The organism is Rathayibacter sp. AY1F6, from assembly GCF_002932035.1.
In the GTDB taxonomy this organism is placed as follows: Bacteria; Actinomycetota; Actinomycetes; order Actinomycetales; family Microbacteriaceae; genus Rathayibacter.
Map to the genome: position 1 here is coordinate 1 of NZ_PSVD01000001.1, position 19,626 is coordinate 19,626.

Consider the following 19,626-nt stretch of genomic DNA (forward strand, 5'->3'; position numbering starts at 1 on the left):
GTCTAGGCGATCACTCCCCGCTCTGCGAATCGCAGCCACCCTCTCCGGCCGACCGCTCCGAGCCCGGCGGGGACGGGCTCGGTATGAAACACGGGCGTCACACGGGTGGGGTTCACTGGGGGGAGACGCCCGACGGGCGCGGGACGGAGGCGCGGCATGGACCTGAACACGATCCAGCGCGTCCGGGTGGTGCGCGAGCGCTCCGAGCTGGCGGGCCGCGGGCCGCGCTCAGCGGTCATCGGAGGCGGCTCCTGGGTGTTCTCTCTCCCCCACGACCACCTCGACGAGCTCCTCGACCTGCAGGGATTCGCGTGGGAGCCGATCGTGCGCACGGACGCCGGGCTCTCGATCGCGGCGACCTGCACGCTCAGTGAGCTCGCCGCGATGCCCGACGCGGGCGACACCGCCCATCCGCTCTTCTTCCAGTGCTGCACGGCACTGCTGGGCTCCTTCAAGATCTGGAACGTCGCCACTGTCGGCGGCAACATCGCCAACGCCCTGCCCGCCGGACCGATGATCAGCCTCGCCGCCGCGCTCGACGCCACCGCCCTCGTCTGGCGGGCCGACGGCTCGGACGTCGCCGTGCCGGTCGCCGAGCTCGTGACCGGCAACATGACCACTTCCCTGGCCCAGGACGACGTCATCCGCTCGATCGAGTTCCCGCTCTCCTCCCTCCGGGCGCGCACCGCGTTCCGCAAGACGGCGCTCTCCCCTCTCGGACGCTCCGGCGCCGTCGTCATCGGCCGCCTCGACACCGACGGCGCGTTCCTCCTCACGATCACCGCGGCGACCGTCCGGCCGGAGCTGCTCCGCTTCGCCGCCGTTCCCTCCTCGGCCGAGCTCGCCGCGGCCGTCGACGGCGTCGCGACCTGGTTCACCGACCCGCACGGAGCCGCCGACTGGCGCCACGCCGTCGTCCGCGTGCTCGCCGAGGAGATCCGCACCGAGCTGACCGAAGGCGCCCGATGAGGTTCACCGTCAACGGGGAGCCGGTCGACGCCTCCCCCCGCCCCGGCCAGGTGCTGCGCACCCTCCTCCGCGACCACGAGCACTTCGAGGTGAAGAAGGGGTGCGACGCCGGCGACTGCGGCGCCTGCTCCGTCCTCGTCGACGGGACGCCGTTCCACTCCTGCCTCTACCCCGCCCACCGCGTCGAGGGCCGCGAGGTGACGACCGCGGCCGGCCTCGGCACGCCCGAGGAGCCGAGCGCGGTGCAGGAGGCGTTCGTCGAGGCCGGCGCGTTCCAGTGCGGCTTCTGCACGGCCGGCATGGTGGTCACGGCCACGGCGCTCGACGGAGTCCGCGCCGAGGACGTGCCGCGGCTGATGAAGGGCAACCTCTGCCGGTGCACGGGCTACCGCCCCATCCGCGAGGCCGTGACGGGCGCCTGCGCGTCCGGGCACGGCGCGCACGCGGCCGAGCCGTCCGGAGCGGATCGCACGGAGGCCCCGGTCCGCGGACGGCACGCGGCCCCGCCGTCGGGTCTCACCCCCGTCCGCCGCACCGGTCGCCCATCGGCCGAGGAGTCCCGGGTCGGCCGCTCGCTCGGCGCGCCTGCCGGCCGGCGGATCGTCCAGGGCCGCGAGCCGTTCACCCTCGACGTCGCCGTGCCCGGCCTGCTGCACGTGAAGGTCGTCCAGAGCCCGCACGCCCACGCGCGCATCCGCTCGATCGACACGACCGCCGCCCGCGCGATGCGGGGCGTCGTCGCGGTCCTCACCGCCGAGGACGTCCCGGACGTCCTCTACTCCACCGCCCGCCACGAGTCCCGGCTCGACGACCCGGACGACACCCGCATGCTCGACACGGTCGTCCGGTTCCGCGGGCAGCGCGTGGCCGTGGTGGTCGCGGAGTCGGTGGCCGAGGCGGAGGCGGCCTGCCGCGCCGTCGAGGTCGACTACGAGGTGCTGCCCGCCGTCTTCGACCCGGAGGAGGCGCGCTCGGCCGGCGCGCCGCTCCTGCACGCCGACAAGGATCCGATCGCCTCGCGCATCGCCCGGCCGGAGGCGAACGTCGTCGCGGAGCTCCACGGAGAGTACGGGGACGTGGCCGCCGGACTCGCGGAGGCCGACGTGGTCGTCGAGGGCCGGTACTCGACCTCCCGGGTCGCGCACACGGCGCTCGAGACCCACGGCACCATCGGCTGGCTCGAGGGCGGAGAGCTGGTGCTGCGGACCTCGACGCAGGTGCCCTTCCTCGTGCGCGACGAGATCGCGCGCCTGTTCGACCGCGATCCGTCGACCGTCCGCGTCTTCACGGCACGGGTGGGCGGCGGCTTCGGCGGCAAGCAGGAGATCCTGACGGAGGACGTCGTCGCCCTCGCCGTGCTCGCCACCGGCCGGCCCGTGCAGTTCGAGTTCACCCGGAGCGACGAGTTCACGATGGCCCCCTGCCGACACCCGATGCGGGTCGGCGTCACGCTCGGCGCCCGGCGCGACGGACGGCTGACCGCCCTCGCCGTGGACGTGCTCTCGGACACCGGCGCCTACGGCAACCACGGACCCGGCGTGATGTTCCACGGCACCTCGGAGTCGGTCGCCGTCTACAGCGCGCCCAGCAAGCGCGTCGACGCGCAGGCCGTCTACACGAACAACCTCCCCTCGGGGGCGTTCCGCGGCTACGGCCTCGGGCAGGTGATCTTCGGCATCGAGTCGGCGATGGACGATCTCGCCCGCGAGCTCGGGATCGACCCGTTCGAGCTGCGGCGGATCAACGCGGTGCGCCCGGGCGAGCCGCTGGTGGTCACGCACGTCGAGGGCGACGACATCGGCTTCGCCTCCTACGGGCTCGACCAGTGCCTCGACCTCACCGAGGCGGCACTGGCCGGCGGCGGCGGCTCCCCCGCCCCCGACGGACCGGGGTGGCGGACAGGGCAGGGCACGGCACTGGCGATGATCGCCACCATCCCACCGCGGGGCCACTTCTCGGAGGCGACCGTCACCGTCGACGCCGAGGGAGTGCTGACCATCGGCGTCGGCACGGCCGAGTTCGGCAACGGGACGACCACCGTGCACACGCAGCTGGTCGCGAGCGCCTTCCGCGCCTCGGCCGACCGGGTGCGGATCCACCAGTCCGACACGGACGCGGCCCGCTACGACACCGGAGCGTTCGGCAGCGCCGGCACGGTGGTCGCGGGCAAGGCCGTCCACTCGGCCGCGACGCGCCTCCTCGCCGAGCTGCAGGCGCTCGCCAAGCGGCTGACCGGGCACGACGAGACCTTCGAGCCCGACGACGAGGGCCTGCTCGCTCCGGACGGCACCCGGGTCGCGTTCGCCGATCTGGTCCGTGCGGCCGGCGGACCGGTCACCGCGACCGGGAGCGAGGACGGCGCTCAGCGCTCGCTCGCGTTCAACGTCCAGGGCTTCCGCGTCGCGGTGCACGAGCCGACGGGCGAGGTGCGGATCCTGCAGTCGGTCCAGGCGGCCGACGCCGGCTTCGTGATCAACCCGGCGCAGTGCCGCGGGCAGGTCGAGGGCGGAGTGGCGCAGGCGATCGGCTCGGCGCTGTACGAGGAGGTGATCCTCGACGGCGAGGGCACCGTGACCACGGCGATCCTCCGGAACTACCACATCCCGCAGATGGCGGACGTGCCCGAGACCGAGGTGCTCTTCGCGGACACCGCCGACGAGCTCGGGCCGTTCGGCGCGAAGTCGATGAGCGAGGCGCCCTACAACCCGGTCGCCCCCGCACTCGCCAACGCCGTCCGCGACGCGATCGGCGTGCGGCCGACCGAGCTGCCGCTCTCCCGCGACCGGATCTGGCGGCTCCTGCACCCGGACGCCGCCCCGGTCGCGACCGTCGAGGCGGAGGCGCCGCCCGGTTGAACGACGACGAGCTGAGCGCCGATCGGCTGCCGCAGCTCAGACGCGCGACGCCAGCTCCGTGCTCGCCCGGGCGACCTCGCGGGCGATCGCGTCCTCGTCCGCGTTCACCAGCCGTCCCTCCCGCACCGTCGGGCGACCCTGCACCAGGAGCAGGCTCAGCGGGGGCTGCGCTCCGAGTGCGAGCGCCGCGACCGGGTCCGCGATGCCCGCGTGCTCGATCCCGTCGATCCGCCAGAGCGCGAGGTCGGCGAGCTTGCCGACCTCGATCGAGCCGATCTCGTCCTGCCGACCGAGCACCCGGGCCCCGCCGATGGTGGCGACCGAGAGCGCCTGCCGGGCGCTCATCCGGTCGGCGCCGGCGCGCAGGCGGTTCATCAGCACCGCGGCGCGGATCTCGGAGCCGAGCTGACCGGACTCGTTCGACGCCGCGCCGTCCACGCCGAGGCCGACCGGGGCTCCCGCAGCCAGCAGCTGCGGGATCGGCGCGATGCCCGCCGCGAGCCGGCCGTTCGAGGACGGGCAGTGCGCGACTCCGGTGCCCGTGGCCGCGAACTTCGCGATCGCGTCGGCGTCGAGGTGGACGCAGTGCGCCATCCAGACGTCATCGCCGAGCCAGCCGAGCGACTCCAGGTGGTCGGTGGGCGAGAGGCCGAACGCCTCCCGCGTGTAGGCGTCCTCCTCCACGGTCTCGGAGCCGTGGGTGTGCAGCCGGACCCCGAGCTGACGGGCGAGGACGGCCGACTCTCGCAGCAGGTCGGTGGTCACCGAGAACGGCGAGCACGGGGCGATCGCGACCCGCACCATCGCGTCGGCGGAGGCGTCGTGGTACAGCTGGACCGCCTCTCCGCTGGCCTGGAGCGCGGCCGCCGTGGTCTCGACGGCGAAGTCCGGCGGGAGGCCGCCCCGGGACTCGCCGAGGTCCATCGACCCGCGGGTCGCGTGCAGCCGGAGGCCGAGGGTGCCGGCCGCGTCGACGATGCCGCCGACGATGTCGCCGGAGCCCCGTGGGAAGACGTAGTGGTGGTCGGCGACGGTGCTGCAGCCGGACCGGGCGAGGACGCCCATCGCGCCGAGGGCGGCGGAGCGGGTCAGGTCGGCGTCGATGCGGGACCAGGCGGGGTAGAGCGCGACGAGCCAGTCGAAGAGGATCGAGTCCTGCGCCCAGCCGCGGGTGAGCCACTGGTAGAGGTGGTGGTGCGTGTTGACGAGCCCGGGAGTGAGCAGGTGGCCGCGGCCGTCGACCCGCGTGAGCGCGATCGCCTCCTGCGCCGGCAGGCCCGTCGGGGACCGTCCGTCGAGGGCCCACGCCGGAGGGTCGCCGGCTCCGACGGCGACGATGCGGGAGTCGTCGACGACGACGTGGCCGACGGGGTGCTCGGTCCCGTGCGCGTCGACGGTGGCGACGTGGGCTCCGGTGAGGACGTGGCGCTGCATGCCCCGAGCATGGCAGCGCGGTGTTTCGCGGCCGTTTCCCGCCGGAGTGCGAGCAGGCCGGCGCGATCACGACGGCGCGCCGTCAAGGGAGGACGTGCGGCTCAGCGCGCCGCGTGGATCGGGCCCGAGCGCCCCGCGAGCGGCTCCCCGGACGTCCCCGTGCGCGCGGCGAGGACCTCCGCGAGGATCGACACGGCCGTCTCCTCCGGCGTCGACGCGCCGATGTCCAGGCCGATCGGCGAGTGCAGGCGGGCGAGCGCCTCCTCCGTCACTCCCGCCTCGCGCAGCAGCCGCAGCCGCCGCTCGTGGGTGCGCCGCGATCCCATCGCGCCGACGTAGGCGACCGGGAGCGCGAGCGCGGTCTCGAGCAGCGGGATGTCGAACTTCTCGTCGTGCGTGAGCTCCGCGATCACGGTGCGCGAGTCGACCTCGGCGCGGGCGAGGTGGTCGGACGGCCACTCGACCACGACCTCGTCGGCGCCGGGGAAGCGCTCGGCGGTCGCGAACACCGGACGCGCGTCGCAGACGGTCACGCGGTAGCCGAGCAGGGATCCGGCGGAGCAGAGCGCGGCGGAGAAGTCGACGGCGCCGTAGATCAGCAGGCGCGGCCGCTCGGCGTGCACGATGTAGGCGATCTCGAGCTCGGCGCTCCGGCAGCCGGTCTCGACCGTGGCCGAGCGGCCGGAGGCCAGGCGCGCCTCGCGCTCGGCGAGGATGCGGCGGGCGGTGTCCTCGTCCAGGTGCGGGCCGACGACGTCCTGGAGGCGCGTCGCTCCGGTGAGGACGAGGCCGATCAGCTCCTCCGGGCCGCCGACGACGATCGCCAGCGCGGCCGAGCGGCCGGCGCGGGCGGCGCGCAGCTCGGCGAGGACCGCGGTGGAGCCGGAGTCGACGACCTGGCCGAACACGCGCAGCTGCCCCCCGCAGGACAGGCCGGCGGCGAAGGCCGCCTCGTCGTCGAAGCCGAAGTGCTCGGACGCGCTGCCCGAGGTGCCGAGCACCTCCTGGGCCAGCGCGTACGCCTGCGCCTCGACGCAGCCGCCGGAGATCGAGCCGATCGCGCGCCCCTCCGCGTCCACCGCCATCGAGGAGCCGAGAGCGCGGGGAGCCGAGCCGAAGACGTGCGTGACCGTGACGACCGCGACGCTCCCGCCCCCCTCGACGCGCTCGAGCAGGGGGGCGGCGATGTCGAGCACGACGGCCTCCTCTTCTCGGACGGGAGGCGACGGCGCCGGGGCTGCGGAGAGGCCGGGCGGAGCCGCCGACGGGCGCTCACACGCAGGAAACATGCCGAGTATAGGGTCGATCCATGCCTGACGACGCTCCCTTCCTCGACCTCGTGATCCGCGCCTCCGACGTGCTGACCGAGAACGGCCGGCGTCCGGCCAGCATCGCGATCGCCGAGGGCCTGATCGTCGCGGTCGGCGAGCGGGACGCCCCCTGGCGGACCACGGAGGAGATCGTCCTCCCCGAGGGCCAGGTCCTGATCCCGGGGATCGTCGACACCCACGTGCACGTCAACGAGCCGGGCCGCACGGAGTGGGAGGGCTTCGCCTCCGCCACCCGCGCGGCCGCCGCCGGGGGCGTCACCACGATCATCGACATGCCGCTGAACTCGATCCCGCCGACCACCACGGTGGCGGGGCTCGAGGCCAAGCGCGAGGCCGCCGGGCCGCAGGCGCAGGTGGACGTCGGCTTCTGGGGCGGGGCGATCCCCTCGAACCTCGGCACGCTGCGCGAGCTCCACGACGCGGGCGTCTTCGGCTTCAAGTGCTTCCTCTCGCCGAGCGGCGTGGACGAGTTCCCGCACCTGAGCCGGGAGCAGCTCGTCGAGGCGATGCGCGAGATCGCCGCCTTCGACGGACTGCTGATCGTGCACGCCGAGGACCCGGCCGAGCTGGAGGCGAGCGCGCTGGAGCCCGGCGCCTCCTACGGCGCGTTCGTCGACTCCCGCCCGCCCGCCTCCGAGCGCAGCGCGATCCTGCACGTGATCGAGGCCGTCCGCGAGACCGGCTGCCGCGCGCACATCCTGCACCTCTCCTCCGCCGACGCGCTGCCGCTCCTGCGCGAGGCCAAGGCCGAGGGGCTGCCGATCACCGCCGAGACCTGCCCGCACTACCTCACCTTCGACGCCGGCTCGATCCCCGACGGCGGCACGCAGTTCAAGTGCTGCCCGCCGATCCGCGACGAGCGCAACCGCGAGCTGCTCTGGAAGGGGCTGCTCGACGGTACGATCGACATCATCGCCTCGGACCACTCCCCCGCCACCGCCGAGCTGAAGCTCCCCGCCGGCGGCGATTTCGGCGTCGCCTGGGGCGGGATCTCGGGACTCGAGCTGAGCTTCCGCGCCGTCTGGACCGGGGCCCGCGAGCGGGGCATCCCGCTCGAGCAGGTCGTCGCCTGGATGTCCACGGCGACCGCCGCGTTCGCCGGGCTCGGCCAGAAGGGCCTGCTGCACGCAGGGTCCGACGCCGACCTGGTCGCGTTCGACCCGGAGGCGCAGTGGCGCGTGGACGTCGACGCCCTCTCGCACCGGAACCCCGTCTCGGCCTACGAGGGCCGCGTCCTCCGCGGCGCCGTCGCCGCCACCTGGGTGGGCGGCCGCCGCGTCACCGCCGCGACGGTCCCGCCCGCCGGGCGCCTCCTCACCCGCCCCTGACCTCGACCCGCCGATCCCCCGCCTCCCTGACGACACCTCGGGGAGCTCGACCGCTCACGCAGAGCGCCGCCGTGTCATCGGCAGGTTTCGAGCGTGTGAACGGAGGCGGGTCGGAGCCGCGGAGCGGGCGGATCGCACAAGACTCGGAGTCCCGGCGGCGGCTCCTCGGGATGCTCCGCCGGTGCGCGGAGCCCCCGGCAGGCGCGAGGCTGGCAGACGGGCTCGCAGGAGCCGCGAGCAGGACGGGCACCACCGCGTGACCGGGCCCGGCCGCACGGAACGGACAGGAGCGGACATGTCGATCATCCTCGGGGACCACCAGTACGGGAAGGCCGAGAACCGCGTCGTGCGGATCTACCGCGAGACCCCGCGGCACGAGATCCACGACGTCAACGTCTCCACGGCCCTCCGCGGCGACTTCGAGGCCGCGCACCGAGAGGGCGACCAGTCGGCCGTCCTGCCCACGGACACGCAGAAGCAGACGGCGTACGCCTTCGCCAAGGAGAAGGGCCTGCGCTCGATCGAGCCCTACGGCCTCGAGCTGGCCCGCCACTTCGTCGACGGCTACGAGCCCGTCCACGGCGCCCGCATCGAGATCGAGGAGTTCGCCTGGGAGCGCGTGCTGGTGGACGGGCGCGAGCACGACCACACCTGGGTCCGGAAGGGCCAGGAGACGCGGATCGCGTCGGTCACGGTCGAGGGCTCGGGCGACGAGCGGCGGATCTGGATCACCGGCGGCTTCAAGGACCTCACGATCCTGAAGTCCACGGGGAGCGAGTTCCACGGCTTCCTCACCGACCCGTACACGGTCCTCCAGCCGACGATCGACCGGGTGATGGCGACCTCGCTGGTCGCGAAGTGGCGCTTCGCCCTGAGCGAGGACGAGATCGCGGCGATGGACTGGGAGGCGGTCTACGCGGGCGTCAAGGCGCTCATGACGAGCCGCTTCGCGACCGTGCACTCCCTCGCCCTCCAGCAGACGCTCTTCGAGATGGGGAAGGCGGTCCTGGAGGAGTACCCGCAGATCGTCGAGATCCGTCTCTCCGCGCCGAACAAGCACCACTTCGTCTACGACCTCTCGCCCTTCGGCGTCGAGAACGACAACGAGGTCTTCCACGCCGCCGACCGCCCCTACGGGCTGATCCAGGCGAGCGTCACCCGCGACGACGCGCCGCCCGCGGGATCCGCCTGGACCGCCTACACGGGCCTGGTGTGACCGGCGCCGGGGGCGTCCACCGGGGGCACGTGCTGCACGTCGCCGGGGGTGCGACGCTCGCGACCGCGCGGGAGTCGCTGGTGTCGATCCCGGACGGCGCTCTCGCCGTGGACGAGGACGGCACGATCGGCTGGGTCGGTCCGTACCGCGAGCTGCCGGACCGCTTCGCGCTCCTGCCGGTCTCCGGCGACGCCGCGTCGGTCCTGCTGCCCGGCTTCGTCGACGCGCACGTGCACTTCCCCCAGACGTTCTCGACCGACGGCTTCGGCGGCGGCCAGCTGCTCGAGTGGCTCGACCGGACGGTGTTCCCCTCGGAGGCGCGGCTCGCCGACCCGGAGTTCGCCGACGTCGTCGCGCGAGCCTTCACCCGGCGGCGGGTGGCCGCGGGCACGACCGCCGCGATGGTCTTCGGCTCCGCGTTCCCGGCCGCGCAGGACGCCCTCTTCGAGCGCACCCGCGAGGCGGGGCTGCGGATCGTGTCGGGGCGCGGGATCCAGACCACGGGCCCGGCCTCGGCGGCTCCCCTGATCACCTCCGAGGAGGAGGCGCTGACGCTCGCGTCGGAGGAGATCGACCGCTGGCACGGGAGGAACCCGCTCCTGCAGGTCGCGCTCGTCCCGCGGTTCTCGCTGTCCGTCACTCCCCGGACCCTCGGAGCGCTCGGCGACCTCTACGACGACGTCCGCGGACGCGGCGTCTACGTGCACAGCCACCTCAACGAGAACGACCGGCCCGGCGACGGCGAGATCGCCGCCGTGCTCGGCTCGTACGGCACCCGCAGCTACCTCGACACCTACGACGGGCTCTTCCTGCCCGGCTCCGCGCGCGGCGGCTCCTCCCTCCTCGGGCCGCGCACGATCCTCGCTCACGCCGTGCACTGCCAGGACGCGGAGCTGCACCGGATGGAGGAGACCGGCACCTCGATCGCCCACTGCCCGACCTCGCAGCAGTTCCTCGGCTCCGGCACCATGCCCTGGCGCCGGACCGTCGCCTCGGGGGTCACCGTCGCCCTCGGTTCGGACGTGGGCGCGGGCGACGAGTGGCTGCTGGCGCGAGTGGCGAACGACGCCTTCAAGGTGCACCTCTCGGAGCCCGGCGACGCGGCCGTCGCCCTGCATCCGGCCGAGCTCCTGTTCACGGCGACGCTCGCCGGCGCGCGGGCGCTCGACCAGGAGGAGCGGTTCGGCAGCCTCGACCCCGGGAAGGACGCGGACTTCCTCCGCATCGAGCCCGACCGGTGGGAGCCGCTCGCCGACGTCCTCGCCCACGGGATCCGCGCGGACGACGAGGAGGAGGCGACGGCCCAGCTGCTCTTCGCCCTGCTGATGACCCTGCGCGAGCCGGCGATCGCCGCGGTGCACGTCCGGGGCAGGCGGATCGCGCCTCCGGAGTGACGGGGCCGGCCCGGGCGGCGCGGTGCGGACCGCGCGCACTCGGCCGTCAGCGCAGGCGCAGCGCCAGGAACAGGTCGGCGCGGTCCGCGGTGTCCGACAGGTCGCGCTGCGTCAGCTCCTCCACCCTCGCAATGCGGTACCGCACCGTGTTCAGGTGCAGGTGCGTCTGCTCCGCCGTGCGCACCCACGAGCCGCCGCAGTCCAGGAACGCCGCGAGCGTGGCGACCAGCTGCGAGCCGTAGCGCGCGTCGTGCTCGACGAGCCGCCCGAGCACCAGCTCGACGAACACCGAGCGCAGGTGGTCGGGGACCGCGGTCAGCAGCTGCACGGCGGAGGTGACCTCCCCGGAGTCGCTGACCCGCACCGGAGCGTCGTCGCCCGGAGAGCCCGGCAGCAGCATCCCGTAGCGTGCCGAGCGGAGGGCGCCGCCGAGCGCGGGCAGCGGAGTCGCGGCGCTCGTCCCGACGCGCAGCACGGCGCCCGGCCACGCGGCTCCCGCTCGTCGCAGCGCCGAGGTGACGACGGCGAGCGGATCCGCGCCGGTGGGGATCGCATCGGTCGCCTCGGTGGGCAGCACCGCCACCGCGCAGCCCTGGGCGTCGCGTCCGACCACGGCGCGGCCCAGGTGCGCGGCGGCGTCGACCAGGACACGGCGCGCCAGGTCCGGGGGCGCGTCGCCCTCGAACTCGGCGGCGACCACGGCGCACCGCCCGGCGCCGCCGAGTCCGAGCTGCCGCAGGTACACCGCGGCCTCGGGCTGCTCGCTGTCCTCCTCCACGAGCTCGAGCAGGCGGTCGGCGAGAGCGGAGTCGGCCGAGAGCGCCGCCTCCCGCTGCAGCCGGTAGACCCCCACGACTCCGGCGAGCTCGGTCACGGCGTCCAGCACTGCGGCGGGCCAGTCGTTCCAGTCGCCCCCGACGACGACCAGCCAGGAGGTGGCGCGGTGCTCGCCCGCACCGGCGACGGTGAGGACCGACAGGCCGCCGCCGCGGGCGTCCGCGACCACGACCGGGCTGCGCCGGGCCGTGAGCGCCGCGTGCACGACCCGCTCGATCTCCCCCAGCCCCAGGGGCGAGGCGGAGGCCGCGGTCCGGCCGGTCGCGGTCAGCACCGACACGGGGAGTCCGAGCTCGCGCGAGGTGCGCGTGACGAGCTCGTCGAGCTGCTGCCCCCGGTAGACCTCCGTCAGCAGTTCCCGCTGGCGGGCGAGGGCGGCCGTCAGCCGGGCCACGCGGTCGCCGGCGAGGGCGTTCGACAGGTGCGCCGTGATCGCGCCGAACGACACATCGGCCGGCACGGCGATCAGCGGGACGTCGTGCTCGCGGCAGGCGACGACGAGGTCGTCCGGCACGAAGCCCAGCAGCCCCTCGCCGGCGAGCAGAGCGCTGGCACCCGAGTCCGCGACCGTGGCGACGAAGGCCGCGCTGTCCTGGGCGTCCCGACGCCAGACCAGACCGGTCAGCACCAGCTGGTCGCGCGAGATGTAGCGGCGCGGGTCGAGGAGATCGGTCGTGAAGATGCCGTCGACCGGCCGCGCGAGCGCTCCGTCGCCGGCGACCAGCACGCGCAGCCGCAGCTGCGGCGCGTCGAGGACGTCCTGCAGCTGCATCAGCTGCCCCGGTAGGTCGAGTAGGCGAAGGGGCTGAGCAGGAGCGGGATGTGGAAGTGCGCCTCCTCGTCGTCGAGGCGGAAGGCGACGACGACCTCGGGGTAGAACGACTCGGTGCCCGAGGCGGCGAACCAGACGCCGGTGTCGAAGACGACCCGGTGCACCCCGGCGGCCAGGCGCTCCGGCCCGAAGGCCGCCACGCGGCCGTCGTCGTCGGTGCGGGCCTCGGCGAGGCGCTCCCAGCCGGAGCCGGCACGGGCGTCGAGAGCCACCGGGACCCCGCGCGCGGGGCGGCCGCGGACGGCGTCGAGCACGTGGGTGGTGACGCGGCTGGCGTGCCCGCTCATCGTGCGGCCTCCGCCCGGACGAGGCGCCCGTCGTCGAGGCCGCGGACCCGCAGCACCGTGATCTCCCGCAGCTGCTCCGCGACGATGCGGGCCTCCGTCTCGTCGTCGAGCCCGAGTCTCCGCTCCAGCTCCGCGACGACCTCGGCCCGGTCGCGGCCGGCCGCGCGGAGGAGGAACACGCGCCCGAACCGCTCCTCGTAGGCGCGGTTGCCGGCCAGCAGCCGCCGGGTCAGCTCCTCGTCGCCCGTGCGGCTCGCCGCCTGCTCCGCGGCCGAGAACGCGGAGGAGCGCCCCGCACCCGCGTGCCGCTCCCCGATCCGCGGGTGGTCGGCCAGCGCCGCCTCCACCTCCTCCTCGGTGAGCGTGCGCGCGGCCCGCTCGGCCGCGTCGGCGAGCGCGTCGGCCGACGGGTAGGGCGCGCCGGAGGCGACCTCGTCGGCCCAGCGGGAGACGGCGAGGCACGCGAGCAGCACGTCGCGGGCGGTCTCGGATCGGGTGTCGGTCATGCGGTCTCCTTCGTCCGGCGGAGCAGGGGCTCGGCCTGCGGCACGATGGTCGGATGGATCTGGTCGGGAGTCGGGACCTCGTCGGGCTGGTGCTCGCGGCGGGTGCGGGGCGCCGGGCGGGCGGCCCGAAGGCGCTGCGGTGCGACGCGGCGGGAGTTCCCTGGGTGGAGCGAGCCGTCGAGAGGCTCCGCGCGGTGGGCTGCGAGCGGGTGCTCGTGGTCCTGGGCGCGGAGGCCGGACGGGCGCGACTCCTGGTGCCGCCGTCCGCGGACGTGGTCGTCGCGGCGGAGTGGGAGACCGGCCTCTCGGCGTCGCTCCGCGCGGGTCTCGCCGCGGCCGAGGGCGTCGCCGCGCTGGTCGCCCTGGTCGACCTGCCCGAGGAGCCGCCGAGCGTGGGGGCCCGGCTGCTCGCGGAGGCGCCGGTCGCGCCGGACGTGCTCGCCCGCGCGGTCTTCCGCGGTCGGCCCGGTCATCCGGTGCTGCTGGGACGGGACCACTGGCCGGAGCTCCTCGAGGGCGTGCACGGCGACTCCGGCGCGCGCGACCTGCTCCGCGCGAGGGGCGCGCGCGGGGTGGAGTGCGGCGATCTGTGGTCGGGAGCCGACCGCGACGGGCCGGACTGAGCAATTCACGCCAGGCCCGCGTCGTCGAGGGCGGCGGCCAGCGCCCGCCAGGCCAGCGTCGCGCAGACGGAGCGGACGGGGTTGCCCGCCACCGCGAGCAGCGCCTGCTCCTCGCCGGCGAGTGCACCCTTCCGGTGCGCCATCGCCGCGAGGAACGCGTCGATCCGCTCCCGCATGTCCGACGCCGGCAGCCCGTCGAGACCGTCCGCGAGCAGCGACGCGGATCCCCGCGAGACCTCGCACCCCCGCCCGCTCCAGGCGAGGCGCACCTGCTCCGCGCCGCCGTCGACGCGCAGCTCGATCCGGTCGCCGCAGGTGGGGGTGATCAGCTCGGCCCGGCCGAGGGCCGGAGTCGGGTCGGCCTGCCCGACGGGGTCCTTGGCGTGCGCGCGGATCAGCTCCGCCGCCTCGCTCACGGCCGGTCCTCCAGCTCGGCGAGCTCCGCGTAGGCCGTGCTGATCCCGGCGATCCGCTCGCGCGACTCCCTCGGGGACGCGCCGAGCACTCCGGACGCCACGAGCGCGACCGCGCTCATCGCCGCCGCGTAGCTGTCCAGCGCCGTGCCGCTGTCGACCGGGCACTCCAGCCAGACCGCCGCGTGCTCCGCGTAGCGCCGGGCGGGCGGATCCGCGAGGAGCACCACGGGCACCTCGCGCGCGGCGAGCGTCCCGATCAGGGCCGCGAAAGAGGCGGGGCGGCGGCGGAAGCCGACCAGCACCACGACGTCCTCGGCTCCGAGCCCCTCGAGCTCCTCACCGAGCGACTGGCCGGGCTGCGGGGCGATCCGGACGCTTCCGCGCGCCTGCGCGAGCTGCTGGCGCAGGTGCAGCGCCACCGGGTAGCTGTTGCGCAGTCCGATCACGACGACCTCGCGCGCTCCCGCGATCAGCCGCACCGCCTCCTCCAGCCGCCCGTCGCCGAACGCGGCGGCCAGCCGGGCCAGGTTCGCCCGCTCGCTCTCGAGGTGCGCGGCGAGCGGATCCCCCTGTCCCTGCGCGGGACCGACCGGCACACCGGAGGACCGCAGCGCCCGGGCGTGCTCGCGCACCTCCTGCGAGTTCGAGAACCCCAGGCGGCGGAACAGCCGCGAGACCGTGGCCTTGGACACTCCGCTGTGCTGGGCGAGCTCGGTCGCCGTGTAGACGGCCAGGTCGCCGAGGTGGTCGAGGATGAAGTCGGCCGCCCGCTGCTCCTGCCGCGACAGCGCGGCGTAGCCGGCATCGATGCGGTGACCGATGCTCGTCGAGGGGGCCGGGGCGGGGGTCACGCGGTCTGCGTCCCGTCGGCGAGCGCCAGCACGGCCGCCTCGAACGCGTCGAGCGCGGTCGCGACGTCGGCCTCGGTCACGTTCTCGTCCGGGTGGTGGCTGACGCCGCCCTCGCAGCGGAGGAAGAGCATCGCGTACTCGGCGAGGTCGGCGACCGCCATCGCGTCGTGGCCGGCCTTGGAGAACAGCACCATCGGCTCCGCGTCCCCGGTCGCGCGGATGCCCGCGCGCACGACGTCCTGCAGCCGAGAGGAGGCGACGACCGCGGGGGCCGAGTGGGTCTCCTCCACCATCAGCGCGAGACGGCGGCGCGACGCCGACTCCGACATCGCGTGCTCGATGGCGTCCCACGCCGCGTCGCGCTGGGCGTCGGTCTCGGCGCGGAGGTCGAGGCTGAACTCGACCCGGCCGGGGATGACGTTGACCGCGCCCGGGAAGGTCTCGAGCCGGCCGACCGTGGCGATCACGCCCTGCTCCCGCGCGATGCGCTCCACCGCGAGCACGGCCTCGGCCGCCCCGGTGAGCGCGTCGCGGCGGCGGTCGAGCGGAACTCCGCCCGCGTGCCCGGCCTTGCCGGTGAGGGTGAGTGCGAAGCGGCGGGCGCCCGCGATCGAGGAGACCACGGCGAGGGCGCGGTCCGCCTCCTCCAGGTAGGGGCCCTGCTCGATGTGCGCCTCGAGGTAGGCGAGAACGTCCTGCGCGTCGCGCGCGGCGGTGCGGATGCGCGAGGGGTCCAGCCCGAACTCGTGGAACGCCTCGACGAGCGTCGTCCCGTCGGCGTCCTCGAGCTCCCACCAGTGCTCGTCCCAGGTGCCGGCGAGGGCGCGGGAGCCGAGGAGCGCTGTGCCGAAGCGGGTGCCCTCCTCGTCGCCGAACGCGACGACCTCGACGGCGAACGGCAGGCGCCGGCCCGCCCCCTGCAGGCGCGACACCACGGCGATCGCGAGCATCACGCCGAGGATCCCGTCGTAGCGGCCCGCGTCGGGCACCGTGTCGAGGTGCGAGCCGAGCAGGAGCGCCGGGAGTCCCGGAGTCGCGCCCTCGTAGCGGCCGCACTGGTTGCCGGCCGCGTCCTGCCAGGTGCGCATGCCCGCCTCGGTCATCCAGCGCGCGGCCATCGCGTTCACCCGGGCGTGCTCGGGCGAGAGGTAGACCCGCTCGATGCCGTCGCGGCTGGAGGAGACCGCGGCGAGCTCGTCGCAGCGGGCCATGATCGCGGCGGCGTCGGGGGCGGTCGCGGCGGTGGCGGCGGGGGGCGCGGTCGTGGGGTCCGCGGTCGTGCCGGTCATGCGCGTGCCGCCCCGTAGACCTCGTAGGCCCCCGCGACTCCGCCGCCCACCGGCACGGAGGCGCCCGCGCGGCGCAGCACCGCCTCCAGCGCCGCCAGGGTGGTCAGCACCGCGTCCGTCCGGGCGTTGTAGCCCATCGTGCCGATGCGCCAGACCTTCCCGTGCAGCGGCCCGAAGGACGTGCCGATCTCGATGCCGAAGTCGGCGAGCATCTCCCCGCGCACCGCGTCACCGTTCACGCCCTGCGGGATGCGCACCGCGACGACGTTCGTCATCTTGTGCCCGACGTCGCCGAACACCTCGAGATCGAGGCCGCGGACTCCGGCGAGCATCGCCGACCCGTGCAGCGCGTGGCGGGCGACCGTCTCGTCCAGGCCCTCCTCGACGACGATGCGGGCGCACTCGCGCGCGCCGTAGAGCATCGTGGTCGCCTCGGTGTGGTGGTTGAGGCGGCGCGGCCCCCAGTAGTCGAAGATCATGCCGAGGTCGAAGTAGTTGGAGCGGACGCGGCGGGCGCTGACAGTGTCGCCCTCGTCGCGGATCCCCGCCTCGATGCTTTTGCGCGACTCGATCACCGCGACGGCCTTCTCCGAGAAGGTGACGGGAGCCGATCCGGACGGGCCGCCCAGGCACTTCTGGAGCCCCGCGGTGACCGCGTCGAGCCCGAGCTCGTCGGTCGCGAAGGCGTTGCCCGCGACGGAGGCGGTGACGTCGGTGTAGAAGAGGGCGCCGTGCTTCTCGCAGAGGGCGCCGAGCTCCTCCAGCGGCTGCGCCATGGTGGTCGACGTGTCGCCGTGGACCACGGCCAGCATCTTCGGCTTCACCCGGGCCAGGGCCTCGGCGATCGCCGAGACGGGGAAGACCTGCCCCCACTCGGCCTCGATCACGTGCACCTCCGCGCCGCAGCGCTCCGCGATCTCCCGGAGGAGGTGCCCGAACCGCCCGAAGACCGGCACGAGCACGCGGTCGCCCGGCTCCAGCATCGAGACCAGCGCCGCCTCGATGCCCGCACGGCTCGTGCCGTCGACGAGCATCGTCTTCTCGTTGCGGGTGCGGAACACCTGCCGGTACAGCTCCTGCGTCTCCGTCATCGTCGCCGTCATGAACGGGTCGTACTGCCCGACCAGCTGCGCCGACATCGCACGCAGGACGCGCGGATCCGCGTTGATCGGGCCCGGCCCCATCAGCAGGCGCGGCGGCGGATCGACGGGGAGGAACGGTGCGGGCGCGGTCATGGGCCACCTCTTCACGAGCGGGAGAGAAACAGTCGTTTCACCCGGAGAGCCTATGCGACGGACGTTTCGCCGGTGTTTCGCGGTGTGGCGCGGGTCGTCGGGGAGGGTCGCGAGACGCTGGTCGGCAGGAGGGCCGTGATGGAGGGAAGGGCCTCCGGACGGTGATCGAGGACCGGATCGTCGCCCTCACCTAGGCGTCGATCGCGATCATCTTCGGTGTGGTGTTCATCACTCAGAGCGAGCGGATCTCTGCGCGGGCCCGAGATCAGCTGCGGAAGCACGGGCAACGGGCCCGGCCTTCGGGGCAGTCGCCGTTCCTGACGGCCGCGGGCGGAGCTCTCCTCGTCGTCATCGGCGTCCTCGTGGTCCTGCTGACGGCGACGTCGGTCCTGTGCGGATCGTCCTGATCCGGTTGATCGAAGCCGGCTCGACGTCCGCTGGTGCGGCGAGCCTCCTCCACAGGGCCGTCAGGCGAGCGGGTTCTCCCGATCGGACGCACCTGCGGCCCGCGTGTCGGTGGTCACTGGTTCAATACGGGTATGGCGGATGGGATGCGGCAGGGACTCGAGGAGGTCCGCGCCCTCGGCGACCGCGCGGCGCTGCTCGCCCGCTCGGCGGCTCCGCTCCACCTCGCCTCCGCCGAGGCGCTGCACGAGGCGTACGCGGCTGCTCTGCGTCGCCCGGAGGCGTTCGCGCGCGGCGGGTCTCCCGCCGAGTCGCGCGACCTCGTGGAGCGCTCCGTCCGGGCCGAGCTCGCCGTCGCACTCGCCGTGTCCGAGCGTGTGGCCGCGCGCGAGCTCGAGCACGCCCGCCTGCTGGTCGACCACCTGCCCTGCACGCGCGCCGCGCTGGCCGAGGCGCGGTTGCGCTGGGAGGCGGGGCAGATCATCTGCGGAGTCGCGGCCACCCTGCCGCCGGCCACCCTCCCGGAGTTCGACGAGCGCGCCGCGGGACTGGCCGCCTCGATGACGCCGACCCAGCTGCGGCGACGCCTGACCCGGCTGCGGGACGAGCTCCACGAGAGTCCTCTGGCCGACCGACACGCCCGCGCTCGGGAGGACCGGTCGGTCCGGGTCTCGCCCGAGCAGGACGGCATGGCCACGCTCTGCGCGACCCTCCCCGCTCCGGCCGCTTTCGGTGCGCTCGCGCGGCTCGACCGGATCGCCCGCGCCCTCCGCGACGGGAGCGGTGCAGCGGAGGAGCGCACGCTCGCGCAGCTGCGGGCCGACGCCCTGGTCGACCTGCTCTGCGACGGCGACGTGTCCGGCACGGCGCCGGGCGACGAGCGTCCGCACACGTCCGCTCGCGGCATCCGGGCCGAGGTGCGTCTGACCCTCGCCGCGAGCACCGCGGCCGGGCAGGACGAGACCCCCGCGGAACTGGACGGCTACGGCCTCATCCCGGCCGGCGTCGCGCGCGAGCTCCTCGGAGCCGACTCGGCCGTCACCCCGGTGCTCACCCATCCGAGCACGGGCGCCGTGGTCTCCGTCGGACGCACGCACCGCCTCCCTCCCCCGCGGATGCGCCTCGCCCTCCAGCTGCGCGACCGGACATGCCGCTTCCCCGGCTGCACCCGGCCCGCGGCGACCGCCGAGGCCGACCACACGCTCGAGTGGCGTCACGGAGGCGCCACCGCCCTCGACAACCTGGCGTCGCTCTGCGTCGCCCACCACCACACCCGCCACGGCGACCGCTGGACCTACACGCTCCACCCCGACGGATCGGCCGACTGGACCACCCCCACGGGCCGCCGCGTGGTCACCCGTCCACCCGATCCGCCCGCGCCGCCCGCGCCGCCGCGGCGCAGGCCGACCTTCGGCGATGCGCCGCCCCCGTTCTGACGGCGGAAGGAGCCGCGCTCCTGCGGGCATGCTCCAGCGCGTGCTCCAGCGGGCGTGCTCGTGCACGCCCGCTCGCGCCGCGCGGGTCCGAGCCGGCGGCCTGTCTCAGCCGAGGGCCGAGCCGTGGAAGACGGTCGTCCGACGCGCCCGCCGACGAACCGGTCCACCGAGCCCGCACTCGCTGCACCCGGGCTCGTTCCACCCTCCGGGCTCGGCGCCCCTGCTCACCGCTGAGATCGCACTCGAGGACAGCGGTCAGCGCAGCGACTCGGCCACAACGGCGCAGCTTCCGCCTCGGATCCACGACGAGGGACGGAGGGACGGAGGGACGGAGCGACGGAGGGACGGAGCGACGGAGGGACGGAGCGAGAGAGAAAGGGAG

At 74.8% G+C, this 19,626-nt stretch carries 16 protein-coding genes; 7 read left to right on the forward strand and 9 right to left on the reverse strand.

Annotated features, from left to right (window positions below):
• Window positions 1-156: 156 nt before the first annotated feature.
• Both C5C44_RS00005 and C5C44_RS00010 read left to right on the forward strand, forming a co-directional pair.
• Window positions 157-969 carry an FAD binding domain-containing protein gene (locus C5C44_RS00005; RefSeq protein WP_104335042.1) on the forward strand — a complete coding sequence of 271 codons (813 nt, stop codon included), beginning with the start codon at window positions 157-159 and terminating at the stop codon, window positions 967-969.
• Complete coding sequence (locus C5C44_RS00010; RefSeq protein ID WP_104223501.1) at window positions 966-3,824, forward strand: molybdopterin cofactor-binding domain-containing protein; 2,859 nt, start codon at window positions 966-968, stop codon at window positions 3,822-3,824. Before C5C44_RS00005 ends, C5C44_RS00010 begins: the two co-directional genes overlap by 4 nt.
• A 36-nt stretch (window positions 3,825-3,860) precedes the next feature.
• Here C5C44_RS00010 and C5C44_RS00015 read toward each other — a convergent pair whose 3' ends face one another.
• Both C5C44_RS00015 and C5C44_RS00020 read right to left on the reverse strand, forming a co-directional pair.
• The gene (locus C5C44_RS00015) at window positions 3,861-5,258 is read right to left on the reverse strand and encodes an 8-oxoguanine deaminase (protein WP_104269238.1); all 1,398 of its coding nucleotides are present in this window, start codon (window positions 5,256-5,258) and stop codon (window positions 3,861-3,863) included.
• A gap of 101 nt (window positions 5,259-5,359) precedes the next feature.
• The gene (locus C5C44_RS00020) at window positions 5,360-6,454 is read right to left on the reverse strand and encodes an XdhC family protein (protein WP_258066586.1); all 1,095 of its coding nucleotides are present in this window, start codon (window positions 6,452-6,454) and stop codon (window positions 5,360-5,362) included.
• Window positions 6,455-6,567: 113 nt separating this feature from the next.
• Here C5C44_RS00020 and allB point away from each other — a divergent pair, with 113 nt between their 5' ends.
• The 3 genes from allB to C5C44_RS00035 all read left to right on the forward strand — a co-directional run bounded on the left by allB (window position 6,568) and on the right by C5C44_RS00035 (window position 10,527).
• Entirely contained in the window at window positions 6,568-7,917 is a 1,350-nt protein-coding gene (allB, locus tag C5C44_RS00025) for an allantoinase AllB (RefSeq protein ID WP_104335044.1), read from the forward strand.
• A 295-nt stretch (window positions 7,918-8,212) separates the two neighbouring features.
• Window positions 8,213-9,133 carry a factor-independent urate hydroxylase gene (pucL, locus tag C5C44_RS00030; protein ID WP_104335045.1) on the forward strand — a complete coding sequence of 307 codons (921 nt, stop codon included), beginning with the start codon at window positions 8,213-8,215 and terminating at the stop codon, window positions 9,131-9,133.
• On the forward strand, window positions 9,130-10,527 hold the full coding sequence (locus C5C44_RS00035) for an amidohydrolase family protein (RefSeq protein ID WP_104335046.1): 1,398 nt from the start codon (window positions 9,130-9,132) through the stop codon (window positions 10,525-10,527). The genes pucL and C5C44_RS00035 overlap by 4 nt, the downstream gene beginning before the upstream one ends.
• A gap of 46 nt (window positions 10,528-10,573) precedes the next feature.
• Here C5C44_RS00035 and C5C44_RS00040 read toward each other — a convergent pair whose 3' ends face one another.
• The 3 genes from C5C44_RS00040 to uraD are packed head-to-tail and all read right to left on the reverse strand — an operon-like array spanning window position 10,574 to window position 12,989.
• A complete protein-coding gene (locus C5C44_RS00040; protein WP_104335047.1) occupies window positions 10,574-12,136 on the reverse strand; it encodes a PucR family transcriptional regulator in 1,563 nt (520 codons plus the stop codon).
• Complete coding sequence (uraH, locus tag C5C44_RS00045) at window positions 12,136-12,483, reverse strand: hydroxyisourate hydrolase (protein WP_104262995.1); 348 nt, start codon at window positions 12,481-12,483, stop codon at window positions 12,136-12,138. Before uraH ends, C5C44_RS00040 begins: the two co-directional genes overlap by 1 nt.
• Complete coding sequence (gene uraD, locus C5C44_RS00050; RefSeq protein WP_104335048.1) at window positions 12,480-12,989, reverse strand: 2-oxo-4-hydroxy-4-carboxy-5-ureidoimidazoline decarboxylase; 510 nt, start codon at window positions 12,987-12,989, stop codon at window positions 12,480-12,482. The genes uraH and uraD overlap by 4 nt, the downstream gene beginning before the upstream one ends.
• A gap of 53 nt (window positions 12,990-13,042) precedes the next feature.
• On the opposite strand from uraD, the gene C5C44_RS00055 reads away from it, so the two are divergent.
• Window positions 13,043-13,612 (forward strand): NTP transferase domain-containing protein, encoded by a 570-nt coding sequence (locus C5C44_RS00055; RefSeq protein WP_104223492.1) that lies wholly within the window; start codon window positions 13,043-13,045, stop codon window positions 13,610-13,612.
• 5 nt (window positions 13,613-13,617) lie between these two features.
• On the opposite strand, the gene C5C44_RS00060 is transcribed toward C5C44_RS00055, so the two are convergent.
• The 4 genes from C5C44_RS00060 to C5C44_RS00075 are packed head-to-tail and all read right to left on the reverse strand — an operon-like array spanning window position 13,618 to window position 17,403.
• A complete protein-coding gene (locus C5C44_RS00060; RefSeq protein WP_104335049.1) occupies window positions 13,618-14,028 on the reverse strand; it encodes an iron-sulfur cluster assembly scaffold protein in 411 nt (136 codons plus the stop codon).
• Complete coding sequence (locus C5C44_RS00065) at window positions 14,025-14,879, reverse strand: MurR/RpiR family transcriptional regulator (protein ID WP_219812920.1); 855 nt, start codon at window positions 14,877-14,879, stop codon at window positions 14,025-14,027. The genes C5C44_RS00060 and C5C44_RS00065 overlap by 4 nt, the downstream gene beginning before the upstream one ends.
• Window positions 14,876-16,168 (reverse strand): allantoate amidohydrolase, encoded by a 1,293-nt coding sequence (locus C5C44_RS00070; RefSeq protein WP_104335050.1) that lies wholly within the window; start codon window positions 16,166-16,168, stop codon window positions 14,876-14,878. Before C5C44_RS00070 ends, C5C44_RS00065 begins: the two co-directional genes overlap by 4 nt.
• Window positions 16,165-17,403, reverse strand: a complete 1,239-nt coding sequence (locus tag C5C44_RS00075; protein ID WP_258065856.1) for an alanine--glyoxylate aminotransferase family protein — start codon at window positions 17,401-17,403, stop codon at window positions 16,165-16,167. The genes C5C44_RS00070 and C5C44_RS00075 overlap by 4 nt, the downstream gene beginning before the upstream one ends.
• Window positions 17,404-17,954: 551 nt before the next feature.
• Here C5C44_RS00075 and C5C44_RS00085 point away from each other — a divergent pair.
• On the forward strand, window positions 17,955-19,244 hold the full coding sequence (locus C5C44_RS00085; RefSeq protein WP_181132636.1) for an HNH endonuclease signature motif containing protein: 1,290 nt from the start codon (window positions 17,955-17,957) through the stop codon (window positions 19,242-19,244).
• The last annotated feature ends 382 nt before the right edge of the window (window positions 19,245-19,626 follow it).